The organism is Nostoc sp. (genome assembly GCF_036917375.1).
GTDB lineage: Bacteria > Cyanobacteriota > Cyanobacteriia > Cyanobacteriales > Nostocaceae > Nostoc.
In genome coordinates this window covers 1-17849 of sequence record NZ_JBALDN010000097.1, presented here as the reverse complement: position 1 = coordinate 17849, position 17849 = coordinate 1, and the positions used below count along the sequence as shown (strand labels likewise).

Genomic DNA, 17849 nt, shown 5'->3' with positions numbered 1-17849 from the left:
CTCTACCATGACCCGATACTCAATTCCTGCCGAAACGCCTCCTCAAAATGGATTTACTCTAACTACCGACGATCGCCAACCAGAAGTAGAATCTGTAGATTGGGAATCGCGGATGTCAAGGCTGGTTGGCTTTGAAGAATCTTCTAGTGACACCGAAGGATCGGAAGACTCTGCAACGCCGCCAGAGCCGCTATCTCAACCACAAGAAGTTCAAACTAAGCAAGCACTCTCATCTAATCCCTTTGCCAAGTTAGGCTTGGTAGGGGCTGCTACCTTAGCGATCGTTTTGGTAGGTGGTGTGTTTTTGTCTCAATTGATGAGTAGTAGCAATCAAAAGCCAAAAACTATTGTTTCTCCACCAGTGCAAGAGCAGCCTACTGATGAATCCATATCTCAACAGATGGAAGCCCAAGTAGATACTCTCAAAACGAAATTAGCCCTGACTGAACAAGCACAGATGGTGAGAGCTGCCCAACAACAGCTGAGAATTGCCAAATCAACGCCGACAGTAGCCTTACAACAACCCTCAGTTAGACAAAAAGTGATCCCAACACCCCCACCAACAGCTTATGTACCTCGGACAGTGACAGTTGAGCGCATCATTAGAGTACCTGCTTCTCAACCTTCGCTATCGCCCCAGCCACCAGTTGTGAACCCCACTCAACCAGTAGTTAATGTAACTCCACCAACTCCACCAAGCCCATTTGAAGAGTGGGCAAGGTTAGCAAAGTTGGGTAGCTATGGTCAAGTTAATGCTAGCAATCAACCTACTAGTAATATAGCTACTTTAGAACCTGCAACCAATGCGCCGCCGCAGCAAGAGGCAACAAATCCCAATCCCGACCCCAATCCCGAACAAACCCCACAACAGGACAATCCTGCGGTCAGTCAAGCCCAACCGCAGGGACAGAAATCTGTAGCAGTTGGGAGTAGTGCCAAAGCTGTGCTGGCGACAGCAATATTTGGAGAAACTAGTAATAAGTCAGGCGGTGGTGGTGATGCAGATGAAGCGAAAAACGTATTTGTAATCCGATTGAAAGAACCACTTAAATCTACCGATGGTACAGTCGCTCTACCTGCAAACACCGAATTCCTAACTGAAATTGGTTCGCTTTCCGAACAAGGTCTTTTGCAGATGAACGTAGTCAAGGTTATCTCGCAAAATAATGGCAACCCTGTAGAACGAAGCTTACCCAACAATGCAATTATTCTTCGCGGTACCCAAGGTAAACCTTTAATTGCCAATAAATATCCCGGTCAAAGTTCGTCTATAGCCTCGATGGATGCAGGACTATTTGTTTTGGGAGGTATTGCTAAAGCAGCAGAGTTAATAAATCGCCCTGATACCAGAGTTCTGCCTTTATATGGCGGTAACCTAAGCAACATCGACTCTAACGGCAATCCTATCGAGAACGACAACAACGGCAACAACGGCAATAATGGCAACAACGGCAACAACGGCTACGTTACTGGTTATACTACTATCACTGAGAACAGACGCAACCTTTTAGCTGGGGTTGCAGAAGGTGGTATGAACTCTGTAGTACCCCAAATTGCCCAACGTAATCAACAAGCGATCGCCCAAATGTCTCAACAAGGTGGTGTTTGGTTTTTGCCAGCAGGCACAAATATTGAAATATATGTTAATCAAGCAACTCAGTTTTAAGAGGTAAGATTTATAGCAATTTTAGATATTTGCAACCATGAAAAAGAATATTAAATTGTCAGGAAATAATCCAAAATGTTCTTATTTCCTACCTATAGCTTCCTTAATTTTCTCGGTTGCTATGTTCTTCTTGGTAGGTCGCGCCGTAGCTAATAACGCCGTTCTGCGTTCCATATTTTCCTGTCAAGCACAAGGTTTAGGGGGACTAGTACCTACGGTTGATGTCTGGTATCAACAAGGAACAAACTTAAGTTTTATTCCGGCTGGAGAAGTAATTAAAAAAGTTTGGTTAAATGACCCATCACAGGTAACTATGGATTTTGATGGGCCAGTATGTATGCAGTTTGGTCAAGAAGCTAATAGTAGTTCAGGAGATTGTAAAAACTCCTCAGCAAATGTAATTCAACTCAGACGAATTCAAAAACTGGACATTCCTGGACTTCCTCCCACTAGCAATACACTTTTAACAGTTGTTACCGAAGCGCAAGGTAAAAACAAGTTGTATACTTTTAAAGTGATATATAAAACAGATAATCCTGAATATCACACCTTAGCAATTTTTCCCGATCCTTCTGGTCAGGAAGGAGCTTGTTCGAGAGTTTTACAATAAAGTTCTAGTAAAATTACCCAATAGCCACAGAGTTTTCCCTCCAAGAAAAAGCGTTGATGCCTACGTATGTCTGCATTGTGGCCGATCAAAAGCCCTGCCATAATTCCCTGCTGATAAAAAAGGTTAGAGAAGATTTAAGTCTTTGGGCAGTTTTTTTTCTTTAGATAGCACGGCTAAGATAAAGCGTGGATTACTACTCTAGTGCAATCCATTGAAAAACGCTATAACTTAACAGATTTAACTGATTCAGGCATTTTTAGCCTATATCTTTATAAATCTTCAGACAAAAACTAACCACAAATTCCAAAATTGTGTAAATATAAAGAAAAGCTTAAGAGGTTACAGACTCATGGTGACAGCGAAAATGATGCAACAGCTTTGGGCTGTAATCGAGTCTACCCAGGTCAACACCCTACTCCAGTTTGACGATGCTGCTTTAGTACAATTGCTTCTCCAGCAGTTAAAAGCCAAGCAGGGACTTGATGCTCAGTCAGATAGTACTCTCAATACTTATATAAAATCTAAACTGCCCCTAATTCGTGATACGGCTGAAGGTCGATTATCTTTAGGGCAAGGCGGGAATCATTAGTCCGAAAAATCAAATTATTGCTCGCTGCCAAGCATACGCTCAGAGTTCAAACAGTGGAATATTATGAATAACTGGCTAGTAATTGCCCTAGTAGCTTATCTAATTGGAGCAGCGATTGAAGGGGTGAGTACAGCCAGTCAGCTATCTCATTCAATGCCAAAACTAGCTAAAAACACACAAGCTCATCCTTCAGAGTCTGACACTGGGTCTAGTTCAAATTGGCGAGTTGTGGCCGCCATCGCCTCAGTCAGTATTTGTGGAGCTTGTTTGTGGCCTTGCCGCCTTTTCCACCGTTTAATTAAAGGCAACGTTAGTTCGTAAGCCGAAAATGTCAATACAGTAATTCTGGAAGAAGCTCTCTGTTTCTGAAAGATAAGTTTTGAGTTTAGCTCTCACTTACCTATGATGCACTTTGTTCGGGTTCTGTCGCTACAGGTTGCCCAATTTTTGGCTCCGTTCCCGCAAACAGTCGTTCAATATTAGCGCGATGACGCAAAATCACATACAACCCACCGGCAATCCCAAACAGAATATAGGGTAAAGGTTGATGCAAAATTACCATGAAAATGGAAACTGCGATCGCACCTGCAATTGAACTCAAAGAGACAATCCGCGATATCGCCACAACGACGGCAAACACACCCGCTGTTGCTAAACCTACCTGCCAACTCATTGCCAACAGAATCCCCAAGCTAATAGCAACGGATTTACCACCAGTAAAGCCTAAAAAAATTGATTTACTATGTCCTAGAATGGCAGCTAACCCAGATATTGTTACCAACCACGGTTGCCACAGTTGTGCATCTACTGTTGGAGGGATATAATTTTTAATTGGTTCAAAGTTGAACAACCAATAAACTAAAGCGATCGCTAATACTCCCTTTAACGAATCAAGTACTAAAACCAATGCTCCCGGCCCTTTACCCAAGGTTCTTAGTACATTAGTTGCGCCAGTGGAACCGGAACCAACTGCCCGAATATCAATACCTTTTAACTGCTTCACAGCAATGTAGCCAGTGGGAAAAGAACCCAGCAGGTAAGCTATGACCACAATTGCTCCGCACAGAGTTAACCAAATAGCCATAATAAAATTCAAAATGACGCTCTCTACGAGACGCTACGCTAACAAAATTTAAAAAAGTCAAGAGTAATAGCTCTTGACCAATGACCAATGACTCATTTAAAAGTCATCATCATAGTTTCTCACTATTTTGGGGTCAGGGGCAAAGGCTAACCACAGGGGAAATTGCAGCAGTGACAGACTGATTTGTTCTTCGGAATCGTCAATGATAATTAAAGGCAATTGATTGGCTTTCGTCAATCGGTCTGCTTTTTGAGCCAGAGCGTCAGATGCCTCAAATAATACCACACCCCGGTCTGGGCCGAAATCTGGGCGACCGATTCCTAGACAATCTTGCAAGCCACGCCGCCATTCACCTAATCGCTCCGGTGTATTAGCTAAAACTAAAGTACGGACGCGATCGCCATAGAGCTTGTGTAATATCGAAATTGCCGCTGAGGCAATCAAAATATTTTGTAAGCGGCTACCCATTGTCCGCAAACCACCTCTTCCTCCTTGGGTAAAAAACCAGTTAGAGATTCGTTCAGCGTGGATTGGTTCAAAGGTACGGCGTAGTTGCCACGGTGGCCCGTAGTAATCTGGTTTATTACGGTATTGGTCAATTAAGCGGCGAATTTGCTTGGTAGTATCTTGAAACTGCTGCTGGGCAAATTGGGGTATTCCAGGTTGGGGTTCAGCTGGTTTAGCCTCTTTTACAGCTGGTTTTTCTCGTTCTACCACACTTGGCGTTAGTTGCAGCTGTTCAGCAGCAGAGGCCAAATCCTGTAAGCTACCCGTGAGATAGTCTTTAAAACCTTGCACCCGAATTGCCAAGTCTTGTGATGTACCAGCAAAAGTGGTTCGCATCTCATTGCGGATACGTTCTTGACGGCGTTCTAGTTGTTCTACAGAAATTTGCAGCGTTTGTTTGCGTTGTTCTAACTGGACTAGCGACTCTTGCACGATTCGCCCCAGCGAGGTTTGAGTTTCACTCACTTGTGTCTGAAGCTTTTCGTAAGAAGCTTGCAGCTTGGCTATTTCTGACTTGAGAGCTACTTCAGCACTCTGCAACTCTGCTACTCGCTGCTCTGCTTCTGCATATAATGAATTATTTCCCGATCCTATTTCAGACCCCAGAGCGACATTTTCCGCTTCTAACTGCGCTACAAACTCGCCATTTGAATTTTCTGTTAGCTCTACTGTAGAATCTACCACTTCTGCATTGGAAATGAGTGGCTCAAAAGTTGTGTACTCCTCTGATGAGCTAATGGCTTTTGTGTCTACCACTGGCTCAACTGATGGAATTACTGGATGTTCACCTGCATTGTTGTTTTCTGGTTTTTCTGCCAACCGCTCATCAATTGGTTCTGGGGTTTGAGATGCCTCTGGGTTCATAAACAATAGTGTAATTCCTATGACGCGAATAAATAGCTTTCAGAAATATTACAATTGACCTGCCATAAAAGTCCTGAGCATGAGTGCTGAGTTCTGAGTCTATATCAAAACGACTCAGAACAGATGGCAATCAGCACTAAATACGCGGACAACGTTGTTCTAAACAAGTTTTCAAGGTGTTGGGGTCAAATAAAATCGGCAAAAAGTGAATACTTTTAATTTCTTTAAAGTAAAACAAAATGGGGACTCTATTCCAAAAGATCCGCCAGTTTTGCCACTCTTGGTAGGGAAAGCGGCGAATCAATTTTTCGCCTCTGTAAATATCTAAGTCGGTAGCGGTAAATTGCAAACGCAGCGTTAACGCCTGAAACATGAGAAACAAACCAAACAGCGTAAAAACGGAGCCTACCCAAGGTTGTACCAACAATAGTGGAATCGCGGCAATCACCAACACTATCGGTATATTGTAACTAGGCTTGAGTTCCACAGTTGATGTGGAGTTAGAAACAAATGAACTGGTCACAGTCTTAAATCCTGCTTTGTTTAGTACGCATCTCTCCTATTTTAGGAGTCAGGAGTTAGAAGTTAGAGTTAAGAGTTAAGAGTGAGGAATTTTAACTCATAACTCATACTCATAACTCCTCACTTCTATAGCCCTATGAATGCACTGCCAGTCCCCTGAAACATTAACCAAGAAAGAAAGAAGTTGCTAACAAATATAATCAGCAAGGCAGTCACAACAGCTGTTGTAGTTGACTGTCCTACACCTTTGGCACCTCCTGTTGTCGTCAACCCCCAACTGCAACCAATTACAGCGATTAAAATGCCAAAACAACAGGCTTTAATCATGGCGCTAAAAATATCCCACAGACCAAGAAAGTTACGGGCTGAGTCTAGAAATACCGTATCAGACAGGTTGTAAATACTTGTCGCAATGATAAATCCTCCGAACATCCCTGTCACTAAAGACAGAAGAGTTAAAATTGGTAGCATGAAACAGCAAGCAAGAACGCGGGGGATAACCAGGTAATCAATTGGGTCTGTTCTCAACATCAACATGGCATCGATTTGTTCTGAGACTCGCATGGTACCGATTTCTGCTGCAAAAGCAGAACCGACTCGTCCGGCCAAAATCACTGCTGTTAACACAGGAGTGAGTTCTCGTGTCAACGCTACAGAAAGGACTCCGCCGATAATGTTTCCTGCACCAAAGTTGATGAATTCTCGCGCCACCTGAATGGTAAACACTGCGCCAACGAAAATAGCCGTCAATAGGGCAATAAATAAGGAATCTGGCCCAACTGCTGCCATTTGTTCTAAAGTGTTGCGCCGATGGATTTTGCCTCTCAATAGGTGAACTAGTACTTGTCCACCCAGAAAAATCGCCGCCAGCAGCCGCTGACTCCATTCCCCTAAACTAGATTTGGATGTAGTCTGGTTCAATGTTCTGTAGCTAACTCGGTAACTGCCTTAAGAATAGCGGAAGTCATGGGAATGGGGAATGGGGAATGGGGAATGGGGAATGGGGAATGGGGAATTGATTATTTTTTATAATCCTCTGCCCCTCTGCTCCTCTGCTCCTCTGCTCCCCTGTCCTCATCTCCCTACTCCCCCAAGAAGACTGAATATTAACTTAGATTAAAGATGTTCTCAGAAAATAAAGCTGTTCTTAAACGTGCTGCAAAGCAATAAATAAGTAGTCCCCTTGGCTATAAACTCCATTTTACAAGGCTTTTGTAGATTTAAGTCGCTTTTTATATCCCCAGCATGGGCTGTAACTGCTACCCGTTTATTTTAATGAAAACTTAAGATTTTTGACAGATTCGTTGCTCTGGAGCGATCGCCCGTATTGTAGAAAATGACAAACCGCTATCTTGCCTTTGTCATCTCTACTCACGGAGTTTGTCTTAAATGACTATTTTCACTAACTTTCTCCGCTCCCTACTACTCACAATCATTTTTAGTTTTCTCCTTCCCATATTTTTCGTTGGCGGCGGATTGCTCCTTCTATCCCTCGTTGGTAATATCCCTGGTTTACAAGACTTAACTGAGGCGATCGCTACTGAGATTATGCATTTTCTCGCCACCTTCGGCAGTGGAACTCCCCTACGCGGATTATTTGTAATTAGCTTGACCTGTAGTTTCGTTGGGGCACTGTTTGATATGTTTGTCTATTATCGGTATCAAATTTTACGTATAGATTCTTGAGTAGTGAAATCGCTTCATCAAGAGATTATTCGGCTGTAGAAGACAGGAGAAAGTGATATTTCCAAGAGTGAAAGTACTACTAGTCTATAACCTAAATAGAGATTAGTGTTGCTGAATGAATTTGTATTAATTAAATTGAGTGTCGAAGTAATTGATTAAATATTTATATATTCATTAGTTATTAGTGATTAATTACTGACAACTAATAAACGTGTGCGATCTTAGTAAAACCAGTCCTCAAACATTCAAAAAGCCAGAATAACAAGGCATTGAGAGCTTTTAATTTTGCAAAATAGCTAAAATAGCCTTTCTAAATCATCAGGTTAACGCTAAACTAGAGTTTGGCATTTTATGCTAGCTGCAATCTTTGAGGATTTGATTAGTATTAATTGAGAATATCAAATAAAACTCACTGAAAAATATAAAAATTTCCTTAAAATTCTGACGATCGCAATGCTTGCTCATGTTTCTTAACAGAGGAAAGCAGGTCGTCTGACCGTTGGGGATCTTATATTGAATTTATTACGAGGTATGTTGACAGCTCATGGTTTGGCCGTTTAAGCCCAAGTTTAGAAAACAAATTGCGCGGATTGAAATTACTGGTGCGATCGCCAGTGCTACTCGCAAACGCGTCCTAGAAGCCCTGAAAACTGTAGAAGAAAAAAAGTTTCCGGCATTATTGCTACGTATTGATAGCCCTGGCGGTACAGTCGGAGATTCTCAAGAAATCTACAGTGCCCTGAAGCGTTTACGCGAGAAAATCAAAATCGTCGCTAGCTTTGGCAATATTTCGGCTTCTGGAGGAGTCTACATCGGCATGGGAGCCGAACACATCGTCGCTAACCCAGGTACGATTACGGGTAGCATTGGTGTGATTCTGCGTGGGAATAACTTGGAACGCTTGCTAGAAAAAATTGGTGTTTCCTTCCAGGTAATTAAGTCTGGCCCTTACAAAGACATTTTGGCTTTCGATCGGCAACTGACTGAACCAGAAGAAAACATCCTGCAAGAGTTGATTGACACAAGTTATCAGCAGTTTGTCCAAACGGTAGCTGATGGCCGTTCTTTAACGGTAGAAGCTGTGAAAAGTTTCGCTGATGGTCGGATTTTTACTGGACAGCAAGCCCTAGCCTTGGGTGTTGTAGACCGCCTGGGCACAGAAGAAGATGCCCGTCGTTGGACAGCAGAACTGGTTGGTCTCGATCCAGAAAAAACTCTCTGCTATACCCTAGAAGAACGTAAACCCTTATTGAGTCGCTTTATACCAGGAAGTCGTCAGTTTTCATCAGGAATTGGGGCTGGTATTGATTGGCTGGAATTTGAAATGTCTACTAGTGGTTTACCTCTGTGGTTATATCGACCCTAATATGAGTTAGGAGTGATGAGTGAGGAGTTAGGAGTTAAAAATCTTAACTTTTCATTCTCAATTCCTAACTCCTCACCTTTGTGTTTTAAGGAGGATTTTGGCGTGGACTGGCAAATGCGGGCTATTCGCGGAGCAACAACCGCTTCAGAAAATACTGTTGAGACAATCCGAGAAGTGGTGACAGAACTACTAGATGAACTGGAAAACCGAAATCAATTCCAGCCGACGGATATCATTAGTGTAACTTTCTCAGTGACACGCGATTTGGATGCAGTTTTTCCAGCTGCGATCGCAAGAGTGCGTCCTGGTTGGGATAATGTGGCCATGTTGGATGTGCAGCAAATGCACGTCGAAGGCAGCTTACAGCGCTGTATTCGGTTCTTAATCCACGCCTATCTGCCAACTTCCGCCTCAATTCATCATATTTATTTACGCAACGCCGCTAGCTTGCGTCCCGACTGGAGTTTGCCTCAGACTTTACAAGCATCACAGCAAGCAGTTAAGTCAAAAGTGTAAACTAGTTAATATTTTTTAAGATGAAATCCAGTTTTCCAACTGTAAATTAGAAATGCGGCTGTAGTGACGAATATTGTTTGTTACTAAAGTGTAATTTTCTGCAACTGCAACACTAGCAATTAGTAAATCAAATTCAGCAATAGTTTGTCCTATTCTACGGAGTTCTGCCTTTAATTCACCATACTTTCTCAAAGCAGGATCGGTTAAAGGTACAACGGGTAAGTTTTGAATAAATTCTTCTGCACGAGTTAAATTTTCCACGACTCGTTGAGAATTATAAGCACCAAAATACAACTCAGCAACCGTGATGCTGCAAATACAAATTTGCTCCCATCCTATTTCTCTAACTTTAGTTTTGACTGGATTAATATCTTTAATCCAATAAATGCAGGTATCGGTATCAAGTAAATAAGTCATAGACTGATGTCATTGTTAGAAATAGTACGGCTATCATAAATATCTTTAACTATTTCCTCAGCAGTACGTTCATCTTCCCAAGGGCCAAGCCTTTCCATAAATGTGTCTAGTGGATGAGGTTTTGGCTGCTGCTCAGATGAGAGGATGATTTCATTCACTATTAATTGGTTTGCTTCTGTAACTCCTAATTTTTTGGTTTCCTCTTTAGCGATAACCATAATTTGCATCAAGGTTATAGCCTGACGCAGAACATCACCTTTATTTGTGCCTATTTTATTTGCTAGTTCGTCTAATATCTGATTTAGTTCAGGTGACAAATCTAAGTTTAAGCGAACCATCTTTTGAGTATTAGTCATGGTTCCATCCTTACGTAAAAACTTAATTACATTATAGTTGGCTGAGGCTGCAAGATTGATCGCGATGATTTAAGAACTCATCGGCTTATTTTGACTAGCAATCTCCCAGAAAATAGTTTAGAAGAGGGTGATATAGGTACAGTTGTTTTAGTGCATCAGGGTGGGAAAGGATATGAGGTTGAATTTGTCACATCGGATGGTGAAACTGTGGCAATTGTTTCACTCCACAGCATACAAGTACGTCCCATTGGTAGAAAATAAATTGCGCGATCGCGGCTGATAAATTTATAATTACTTCAAAATAGAAGATTTTCAAAAGGATAACTTTGCTTCCAACGATAGGTATTAAAGTCACGCTGGTCTACTGAAAAAATGCGCCCATGCCCTAAATGTTCTGCTAAAATTACTAGGGAAGCATCAGCTAAATCCATTGGAAGATTAGCATATTTTTTCATTAATTCAATAATTCGAGGAGTATGATGAGGTTCTAAATTAAAAATCGTAAATAATTCTTGTTGTAGACTATTTAGAAAAATAATTTCAGCTTCAACTCCCTTGCGAGTTACCAAAAGATAACAAGTTTCTGTGACAACAGGCCATGTTGTAATTAAAGGTTCATTATATTGTTTTAAAGCTTGTTTTACTCTTTGGTGGTGAGTGTCTTTTTTATCAATAAGGGCTAACCAAAATCCTGTATCAACGATGATCATATTTTTTATCTAATGTATTAGATAAAACTTCTTTATATGTGGTTGATAAATTTTCGTCAACAGAAGAAGAACCAATTAATCCAATTTCATCAAACTTTTCATAGAGACTTTTTTCTTGACTATGATTTTCTGATTCTGGTTGTGGATAACGCTTTTTGAGTAATTGAATAAAATCAAGTAGTAATATTTGAGCTTCTTCTGGTAAAGTATCAATATCTCTATATATTTCTTCAAATTTTATAAGCATAATTAACTTTTAAGATTGAGGAAAATTTTCAGTATGACCTTATTATAGACTACTTTTTAACCTGAGTGAGGTGATTGGTGAAGTTGAAATCTGTGCATTCGTCTTCATCAAATATTGCTTAATATAATGTTTTAACTTGGCTGAAACAGCCAGAAAGTTCAGAAACCTTAGCAATATAACCCTAATGTACTGAATCAAAGGTAAAAATTACTTGAAATTTAATAATAAAACGCCTAATGTGAATTAGATGCGCTTACCCTGCTAAAATAACTTTTCTAAAAGTTAATGAAACTCGGCGTTCTCGTCTTATCACTTGTCCTCGAAACTTATCAACTTTTCTAGGAGCAATGCTGTGAGTCCATTTGTATCTAGCATCCTCTTTGAGGATTACTATACTTTTAGGTTCAAGCAGTATAGGTATTTTTTCACCTGTTAAAACGTTTGTAAAATTCATAATACAAAAAGAGCCTAGACTTAGAGAAATAATTGTGTCAGTGAAACAAGGAACACAATCAATATGACTAGTGATACCTTGACCCGGTAAATATTCATTCACAATAACTTGGTCGGGTAGTGTATCAATCAAATTATTTTCATATAGCTTGTATGCTAACTCTAATGCCCAATCTGGTAAGGCGCCTATTTGCATGGAAGTATCAATTATTCGAGCCTTATAATTATACTTGTAGCCATAGTGCTGCACCCTTCTTTTGAAGTCTGACAGCCAACACTTATCGTCTAGCTTTTGTAGAAGGTAATCATGCTTTGATTGAGTGATAAATTCGGGGATATATTTGAGTCCATTTATCTCATTAATTTCGACAATCTTATAAGAACTATCTTGTTTGGAAACCTCAAAGACTAAATTTAGCTCTAGTTGCTGTATGTCTGGGCTTGATTTAACTGTATTTATTTGTTGATTATTATTACTGTCACTAGCTTTATTCTTCTTCGTTTTCATACTATTTTATTCTTAATAAATCGTAGTACAATTGTACAGCCTTATAATTATTATAGTCATTCATAGTATATTCATAAAATATTTCTTCTTTTAACGAGCCATTTATTACGCTCTCAAACTGTGGTAATAAACTTCTAAATTGATGCCATTTAATATTTTTAGTTTCTACTTGTGGGTTTTGAAATACAACATATACTTGATTGAATTTGTACTGCATCAATATAGTTCTTACTATACCTACTAAATCTTGTACGTTAAGTGATGTACTTGCAAAAAAATAGGAGAAATTTAAAATAATTAATATATCAGGCTGTTGCGATATATATTTACTTATCATACCTACAAGATCATTATAGCTTTCTAAAAAATCAAAGGTGCTATCTTTACTGAAGTGTCTACCTAAACTAAATTCTTTTGCTTTCTTAAGCATAGGTTTAGCTCGATCAATTCCAATGTAATGAAAAGCTATTCTATTTTTACAACTAATAAACTGCATATATGCATGGGCGAATGCTAAACCCGAACTTAGTGGGCCACAACCAAAATCAATAAATAGTGGAGATGGGTTATGGAAGTATGGATCGCTATCGTAGGAAACATAACCATTAAATAAATCCCAGTGCTTGCAAAAAATATGATAGCTACTCATTACATGCATCTGCATATATTGATAGCAGTATAGTAAGACTTTGGCATCAGGATTTAGTTCATTAAAAGATACACTAAAATCTGCTGTTCCTTGTTCTAAAATAGATTTTCTATGATAATCGGCAGTTGTATTTAGTATTTCTGTCTGCCAAGCATCTGTCTTAATATGATTATTGTAAGGACGTTTTACTAATTGTTCAAAACATTCCTTCATGTCGCTAGGTACTGGGTATTTTATCGCTTGGATTAAATTTTCCATAATCAACAGTCGCAGTTTTATTCAGCACTACAACTAAAAATTATGTGTTATAAATAACAGAAAGTTTAAGGGTAATATTCCTTAAATAATATTGCTTTAATTGAATATGGAGAGTCTGTATTTTTAACTAGCTTTTATCCAGAAAAACACTTAGGTAGGAGCATCACATTAGATTGCCTCCAGTTTTAATGCACTAATGCGAGCGCACCTTTCCTCAACCCTCCACAGTCAATCCATTAAACGCCATATTTTCCATAAAATGTATCGCGCTTTGTCTTGGCTTGTAAATAAATCAAGTTTTGAACTCGTAAACCTACTTTTGTCACTCGTGAAGCAGCTTTTGTGATTCCAAAACTAGCTTTTGCGACTCCAAAACCAGCTTTTGCGACTCCAAAACTAGCTTTTGCGACTTCAAAACCAGCTTTTGTGACTTCAAAACCAGCTTTTGTCAGAGAATTTCAGCAAATCTACTCCCATTTTTCCTGCTTGCTAAGTTCTCTTCAATAAAAAAACGCAAATATACGCATTCTGACGCAATTTCAGCGTTTCTATACGTATAAATGCGATAAAAGTAGAAATTATTCTAGTAGTCTGTCCCATTAAATATGATAAGTTTGTAGTAAGCACTTCAGTGCTTAAAAATCCAGGACTAAAGTCCTTACTACGAACTTTAATGCACTAACGCGATCGCACGTTTTGTTAACGCTTCAGCTGTCAATCCATTAAATGCCATCAACTCTCCAGCACTGGCTGTAGTTTCGCCACGTTTCCACGCAAAAGTATCGCGTTTCGCCCTACTCCGCAACAAAATTGGTTCCAGCATCCCCGCAGCACCACCCGTCACAGCAATTAACGCATCGCCATCAAATAATTCGGCAAATTTTGCATCATCTAAGAAACCGCCTTCGGGTTCAGAACAGGTATCCCACGCAGTATCATCGCTACGGTACAATTGCCGAGGATTGATTACAGAAATAATCTTGGCACCAATACCTTCAGTTTCCAAGAAAGCAGCAGCTTCAAATACTGGCATTAATGTCATATCGCCAATTACAGCAAATACAACTTGTTTATCGCCAGCAACTTCATGCAATAGCACCGCACCATCACGCAACCCTTGATGAGTTTGTTCTAAAGTTGTGCGAATTGGCAATGGCGATTTACTTGCTGTAATCACAATTCCCTTATTCTTAGTTTTTAACGCCCAGTCATAACAGGCTTGAATACTATTAGCATCAGGCGGAAATAATGGGAAAACATTTCCATTTCGCATCAATGAAGCAAAGTAAGCTTCAATTTCTGGACGTTGGTGAGTCCAACCATTACGCCCTTGCTCTAATGCGCCTGCTGTGAATAAAGTAATAGTTGAGGGAGTTCGACGACGCAATTCTGCCATTGCTTGAGTCACAGTTTGCCAAATTGGTAATCCGTTGATGGCAAAAGATTCGTAAGAACACCACAAAGTTCTTGCACCCATTAACGCTAAACCCGCAGCTAAACCGGCACAAGCATCTTCACTCAATGGCTCATAAACTTGTCCGTTTGGTGCTTGGTTATATAAATCGTCGGTTGTGGGATGAATAATCTTTAATGCTTGGTTGATGTTGGCAATTCCAGATGCTTCATTACCATCGGCGTTGGTGACAAGAAAATTCCGGTCTTTATTTCCAACTATTCCTACCAATCGTCCCATCGCAGTTGTGGAAACTTTTGGTTCGCCACCGACTGCATATTCTTCTAAAGGCAATTCGCCTAATTCTGGCAATGGGAATTCAAATTCTGTCACCACAGTTTTTGCTGCTGGGCCACCACCGGCGCGTTCGGCATTTGTTCTTACCAATTGCCAAGCTTCGGCAGACAAAGCACGGGTTTGCAATGCACTAATAATATGTGGCGCGTCCAACGTATCTTTAGGATACAAGTTGTGAGATTTTGCACCCCGCGCGTGAACTCCTGCACCCTTGAGTTGTTTAATAATGAAGACGGTAAGTTTACCACCAAGGGCCGATCGCGCTGCTTTATCTACACCCGAAAGTACTGCTTGAGTAAATTCTAGGCGTTTCTCAAAGGAAAAGGCGGTACTATCAACGTAATCCCCTGGCTGGTTTTGATCGTCGAAATCCTTCGCATCCACTAACACCACTTCATCAAAACCGTTACCTTGCCAATATGCTTGCATCTGTTCGTTGGTTTTTAAAGAAACCATGCTGTGATGTTCTTGGCTGTAACCGTTCCACACCAACACCGGTAAAAAGTTGGTGACAGCAGGATAAGCAGTATGGAAATGTGCGATCGCACTGACAATATAAGGCTCACCCAATCCACCATCCCCAACTGTAAAGGGGAACAATTTATCTTTGTGCAACAGTGCAGCCGCCATTGCAAAGTGTTGCCCTTGTCCCAAAGGCCCCGCAGGTGCGAGAATACCGGGAATGTAACCAGAAAGGTGTCCTAAAAGTCCGTGCTTTTCTCGAAAGCGATCGCGCAATTGTTGGACTGTAAAAATTCCCATGTCCTCTAGCGAACGATCCAAGAACATGGCACTATAAAATCCGGGGGCGTGGTGTCCGACTTCGGTAATAATGTTCTTGTATCCCAGCATGACAAGAGATGCGTAAGCTTCTGCTTGGCTGGCAAATCCGCCGGGATGGCCAGAAGCCTTACTGCCGGTAACTTGCAAAGTCAGGTAGCGTAAGGCATCGGCAGCAAGTAAAGTTTGATACACTGCTGCTTTATCTGTGGGAAATGCGATCGCTATTTTGCCCGACTCTATAGCAGGTGTTGCACCATAAGTTTCAAAATCTGGTAACGCTTCACCAAAATATTGAATGCCTTCCGAAAAATTGGGAAGCGCTGAAGATGCCTTTGCGGAGATTGCAGTCATGCTGAGTACCTTTTGACGATGAGGTGAAACTGTAGATGCTCGTTGAATTTAACCAAAATTTTACATCTTCGAGGTTGTAACAGTTTATTGCTTTTTTGCAACGTTAGAATAAGTACTTTAAATGGTTACGCAACCAAGATTTCAATTAGTTGAAGTAGCAAAAAAATATTAAGTAGCAAAAAAAATTTATGAAATTCCCAAATGGGCCACAAATCCCAGCTTTTTTACAGATAGTGCGCTGGATTGTTAATCCGATGTTATTTATGGAGGCTTGTGCCAAAAACTATGGCGAGATTTTTACTCTCAGATTAGACAAAAATCTTCCTCCTTTGGTGATTGTCAGCAACCCCCAAGCGCAACAGCAAATTTTGACAACTGATACCAAGGAATTAGAAGCCCCTGGCGATCTAAATAAGGTGTTTGAACCGTTGCTAGGAAAGCATTCTGTGATTACCATCAGCGGCGCAGAACACCAGCGTCACCGCCAGTTGTTAATGCCTCCTTTTCACGGCGAAAGAATGCGGAATTATAGTCAGGTGATTACCGATGTCACCAAGCAAGTCATTAGCCAATACCAGATAGGCAAACCCTTCAATATTCGGTCTGCGACTCAAGCTATTACCCTGCGGGTGATTATGCAAGCTGTGTTTGGTCTACATGAAGGGCCTCGCGCCGAAAAACTACAGAACTTTTTGAGCGAGCTTTTAGAAAAGGCCAGTTCTCGCTTAAGTGTGGCTTTGCTTTATTTTCCAGCTTTGCAAAGAGATTTTGGGCCGATTAACTTCTGGGGAAACCAGATGCGCCTTCAGCAAGAAGCTGACGAACTCCTCTACGAGGAAATTCGGGAACGTCGAGAACAACCAGATTCATCACGCACGGATATTCTGAGCTTACTCATGGCTGCTAGAGATGAAGCCGGTCAACCCATGACGGATGAAGAATTGCGCGATGAATTGATGACTCTGTTAGTCGCTGGTCATGAAACTACAGCCACAGCCTTAGCATGGGCATTATACTGGATTCACAAAATACCATCAGTGCGCCAAAAGCTGCTGCAAGAATTAGATAGCTTGGGCGATAACCCAGATCCCGGAACCGTTTTCAAATTACCTTATCTCAACGCTGTTTGTTGCGAGACATTGCGGATTTACCCAGTAGGTATGCTAACTTTTCCCAGAAAAGTAAAAACACCGATATCGCTAGGCGGTTACGAACTAGAACCGGGTACAGTCTTACTTGGTTCTATTTATCTGACCCACCAACGGGAAGATATTTATCCAGAACCTAAGCAGTTTAAGCCAGAACGCTTTTTAGAACGGCAATTTTCTGCCTATGAATACTTGCCCTTTGGCGGTGGTGCTAGACGCTGTATTGGGCTAGCATTCGCCCAGTTGGAAATGAAGCTAGCACTTGCTCAAATCCTTTCTAGCAAGGAATTAGAACTAGTTAATAAAGGTGAAGTGCGACCTAAACGCCGTGGTTTGGTGACAGGGCCAGATCGTCCCATTGAAATGGTTGTCACAAGTCAACGTCAGGTCAAGTCTCCCATTCTACAAACAACTGCTGTTTGATGCTGAGGTATTTGATGGTTGCGTTCAGCAAACTTACCAAGAAGGGGAAAGGGTAAGGGGCAAGGGAAAAAGAAAAAACTTTTCCCCATAAGGTATAAAGCCCCTATTTTTAAATATGGAGAACAAAAAAGAAGATAATACCCGCCACGTAGTGCGATAACTTAGCAGCGTCCATGTCTTGAAACCCCTGTTTTTAAATATGGGGTTCCTTTTCTGCTTTCCCCCTCTTTTTCATAACTTTCATCTATATATTTAGATAGATTTTCAATGTTTTTAAATAATCCCCCATAGTTCAATACGGTTCAGTTAAGGCTGAAAGACTGATTAGTGATATGAAATTTAGGAGCTTCAACTCGTTGTCCAGTACCTCTATGTTTTGGCTTTTT

At 40.8% G+C, this 17849-nt stretch carries 20 protein-coding genes; 9 read left to right on the top strand and 11 right to left on the bottom strand.

Features of this window, described 5'->3' with window-relative positions:
* The first annotated feature begins 7 nt into the window (after positions 1-7).
* The 4 genes from V7K45_RS26580 to V7K45_RS26565 all read left to right on the top strand — a co-directional run bounded on the left by V7K45_RS26580 (position 8) and on the right by V7K45_RS26565 (position 3186).
* The gene (locus tag V7K45_RS26580; RefSeq protein WP_335007974.1) at positions 8-1666 is read left to right on the top strand and encodes a hypothetical protein; all 1659 of its coding nucleotides are present in this window, start codon (positions 8-10) and stop codon (positions 1664-1666) included.
* 37 nt (positions 1667-1703) lie between these two features.
* Positions 1704-2276: a hypothetical protein gene (locus tag V7K45_RS26575; RefSeq protein WP_335007972.1), complete on the top strand. Its 573-nt coding sequence runs from the start codon at positions 1704-1706 to the stop codon at positions 2274-2276.
* Between the two features lie 349 nt (positions 2277-2625).
* A complete protein-coding gene (locus tag V7K45_RS26570; protein ID WP_292735900.1) occupies positions 2626-2865 on the top strand; it encodes a hypothetical protein in 240 nt (79 codons plus the stop codon).
* A 63-nt stretch (positions 2866-2928) separates the two neighbouring features.
* Entirely contained in the window at positions 2929-3186 is a 258-nt protein-coding gene (locus V7K45_RS26565) for a hypothetical protein (RefSeq protein WP_335007970.1), read from the top strand.
* A gap of 79 nt (positions 3187-3265) precedes the next feature.
* Here the strand turns inward: V7K45_RS26565 and plsY are convergent, their stop codons facing one another.
* The 4 genes from plsY to V7K45_RS26545 form a co-directional block, all read right to left on the bottom strand.
* Positions 3266-3949, bottom strand: coding sequence for a glycerol-3-phosphate 1-O-acyltransferase PlsY (gene plsY / locus V7K45_RS26560; RefSeq protein ID WP_335007968.1), 684 nt, complete (start codon positions 3947-3949; stop codon positions 3266-3268).
* A 96-nt stretch (positions 3950-4045) separates the two neighbouring features.
* Positions 4046-5320, bottom strand: coding sequence for a DUF3086 domain-containing protein (locus V7K45_RS26555; RefSeq protein ID WP_335007966.1), 1275 nt, complete (start codon positions 5318-5320; stop codon positions 4046-4048).
* 136 nt (positions 5321-5456) lie between these two features.
* Positions 5457-5843, bottom strand: coding sequence for a DUF3119 family protein (locus V7K45_RS26550; RefSeq protein ID WP_194043054.1), 387 nt, complete (start codon positions 5841-5843; stop codon positions 5457-5459).
* A 125-nt stretch (positions 5844-5968) separates the two neighbouring features.
* Positions 5969-6763: an MlaE family lipid ABC transporter permease subunit gene (locus V7K45_RS26545; protein WP_335007964.1), complete on the bottom strand. Its 795-nt coding sequence runs from the start codon at positions 6761-6763 to the stop codon at positions 5969-5971.
* A 468-nt stretch (positions 6764-7231) separates the two neighbouring features.
* Here V7K45_RS26545 and V7K45_RS26540 point away from each other — a divergent pair, with 468 nt between their 5' ends.
* The 3 genes from V7K45_RS26540 to aroH all read left to right on the top strand — a co-directional run bounded on the left by V7K45_RS26540 (position 7232) and on the right by aroH (position 9410).
* Positions 7232-7528, top strand: coding sequence for a hypothetical protein (locus V7K45_RS26540; RefSeq protein ID WP_335007962.1), 297 nt, complete (start codon positions 7232-7234; stop codon positions 7526-7528).
* Positions 7529-8072: 544 nt separating this feature from the next.
* Entirely contained in the window at positions 8073-8894 is an 822-nt protein-coding gene (sppA, locus tag V7K45_RS26535) for a signal peptide peptidase SppA (RefSeq protein ID WP_335007960.1), read from the top strand.
* A gap of 102 nt (positions 8895-8996) precedes the next feature.
* A complete protein-coding gene (gene aroH, locus V7K45_RS26530) occupies positions 8997-9410 on the top strand; it encodes a chorismate mutase (RefSeq protein WP_335008009.1) in 414 nt (137 codons plus the stop codon).
* A 15-nt stretch (positions 9411-9425) separates the two neighbouring features.
* Here aroH and V7K45_RS26525 read toward each other — a convergent pair whose 3' ends face one another.
* Both V7K45_RS26525 and V7K45_RS26520 read right to left on the bottom strand, forming a co-directional pair.
* Positions 9426-9827, bottom strand: a complete 402-nt coding sequence (locus tag V7K45_RS26525) for a type II toxin-antitoxin system VapC family toxin (protein WP_099102030.1) — start codon at positions 9825-9827, stop codon at positions 9426-9428.
* Complete coding sequence (locus V7K45_RS26520) at positions 9824-10183, bottom strand: hypothetical protein (protein ID WP_335007956.1); 360 nt, start codon at positions 10181-10183, stop codon at positions 9824-9826. Before V7K45_RS26520 ends, V7K45_RS26525 begins: the two co-directional genes overlap by 4 nt.
* Positions 10184-10273: 90 nt before the next feature.
* Here V7K45_RS26520 and V7K45_RS26515 point away from each other — a divergent pair, with 90 nt between their 5' ends.
* Entirely contained in the window at positions 10274-10444 is a 171-nt protein-coding gene (locus V7K45_RS26515) for a DUF4926 domain-containing protein (RefSeq protein ID WP_335007954.1), read from the top strand.
* 35 nt (positions 10445-10479) lie between these two features.
* Here the strand turns inward: V7K45_RS26515 and V7K45_RS26510 are convergent, their stop codons facing one another.
* The 5 genes from V7K45_RS26510 to V7K45_RS26490 all read right to left on the bottom strand — a co-directional run bounded on the left by V7K45_RS26510 (position 10480) and on the right by V7K45_RS26490 (position 15892).
* Positions 10480-10893 carry a type II toxin-antitoxin system VapC family toxin gene (locus V7K45_RS26510; protein WP_335007952.1) on the bottom strand — a complete coding sequence of 138 codons (414 nt, stop codon included), beginning with the start codon at positions 10891-10893 and terminating at the stop codon, positions 10480-10482.
* Positions 10880-11140, bottom strand: a complete 261-nt coding sequence (locus V7K45_RS26505; protein WP_335007951.1) for a DUF2281 domain-containing protein — start codon at positions 11138-11140, stop codon at positions 10880-10882. Before V7K45_RS26505 ends, V7K45_RS26510 begins: the two co-directional genes overlap by 14 nt.
* 253 nt (positions 11141-11393) lie before the next feature.
* Positions 11394-12101 carry an alpha-ketoglutarate-dependent dioxygenase AlkB gene (locus V7K45_RS26500; protein ID WP_335007949.1) on the bottom strand — a complete coding sequence of 236 codons (708 nt, stop codon included), beginning with the start codon at positions 12099-12101 and terminating at the stop codon, positions 11394-11396.
* Between the two features lies 1 nt (position 12102).
* Positions 12103-13008, bottom strand: a complete 906-nt coding sequence (locus V7K45_RS26495; protein ID WP_335007948.1) for a hypothetical protein — start codon at positions 13006-13008, stop codon at positions 12103-12105.
* A 670-nt stretch (positions 13009-13678) separates the two neighbouring features.
* Complete coding sequence (locus tag V7K45_RS26490) at positions 13679-15892, bottom strand: phosphoketolase (protein ID WP_335007946.1); 2214 nt, start codon at positions 15890-15892, stop codon at positions 13679-13681.
* Positions 15893-16080: 188 nt separating this feature from the next.
* Between V7K45_RS26490 and V7K45_RS26485 the strand changes: the two genes are divergently transcribed.
* Positions 16081-17463: a cytochrome P450 gene (locus V7K45_RS26485; RefSeq protein ID WP_335007944.1), complete on the top strand. Its 1383-nt coding sequence runs from the start codon at positions 16081-16083 to the stop codon at positions 17461-17463.
* Positions 17464-17849 lie beyond the last annotated feature (386 nt).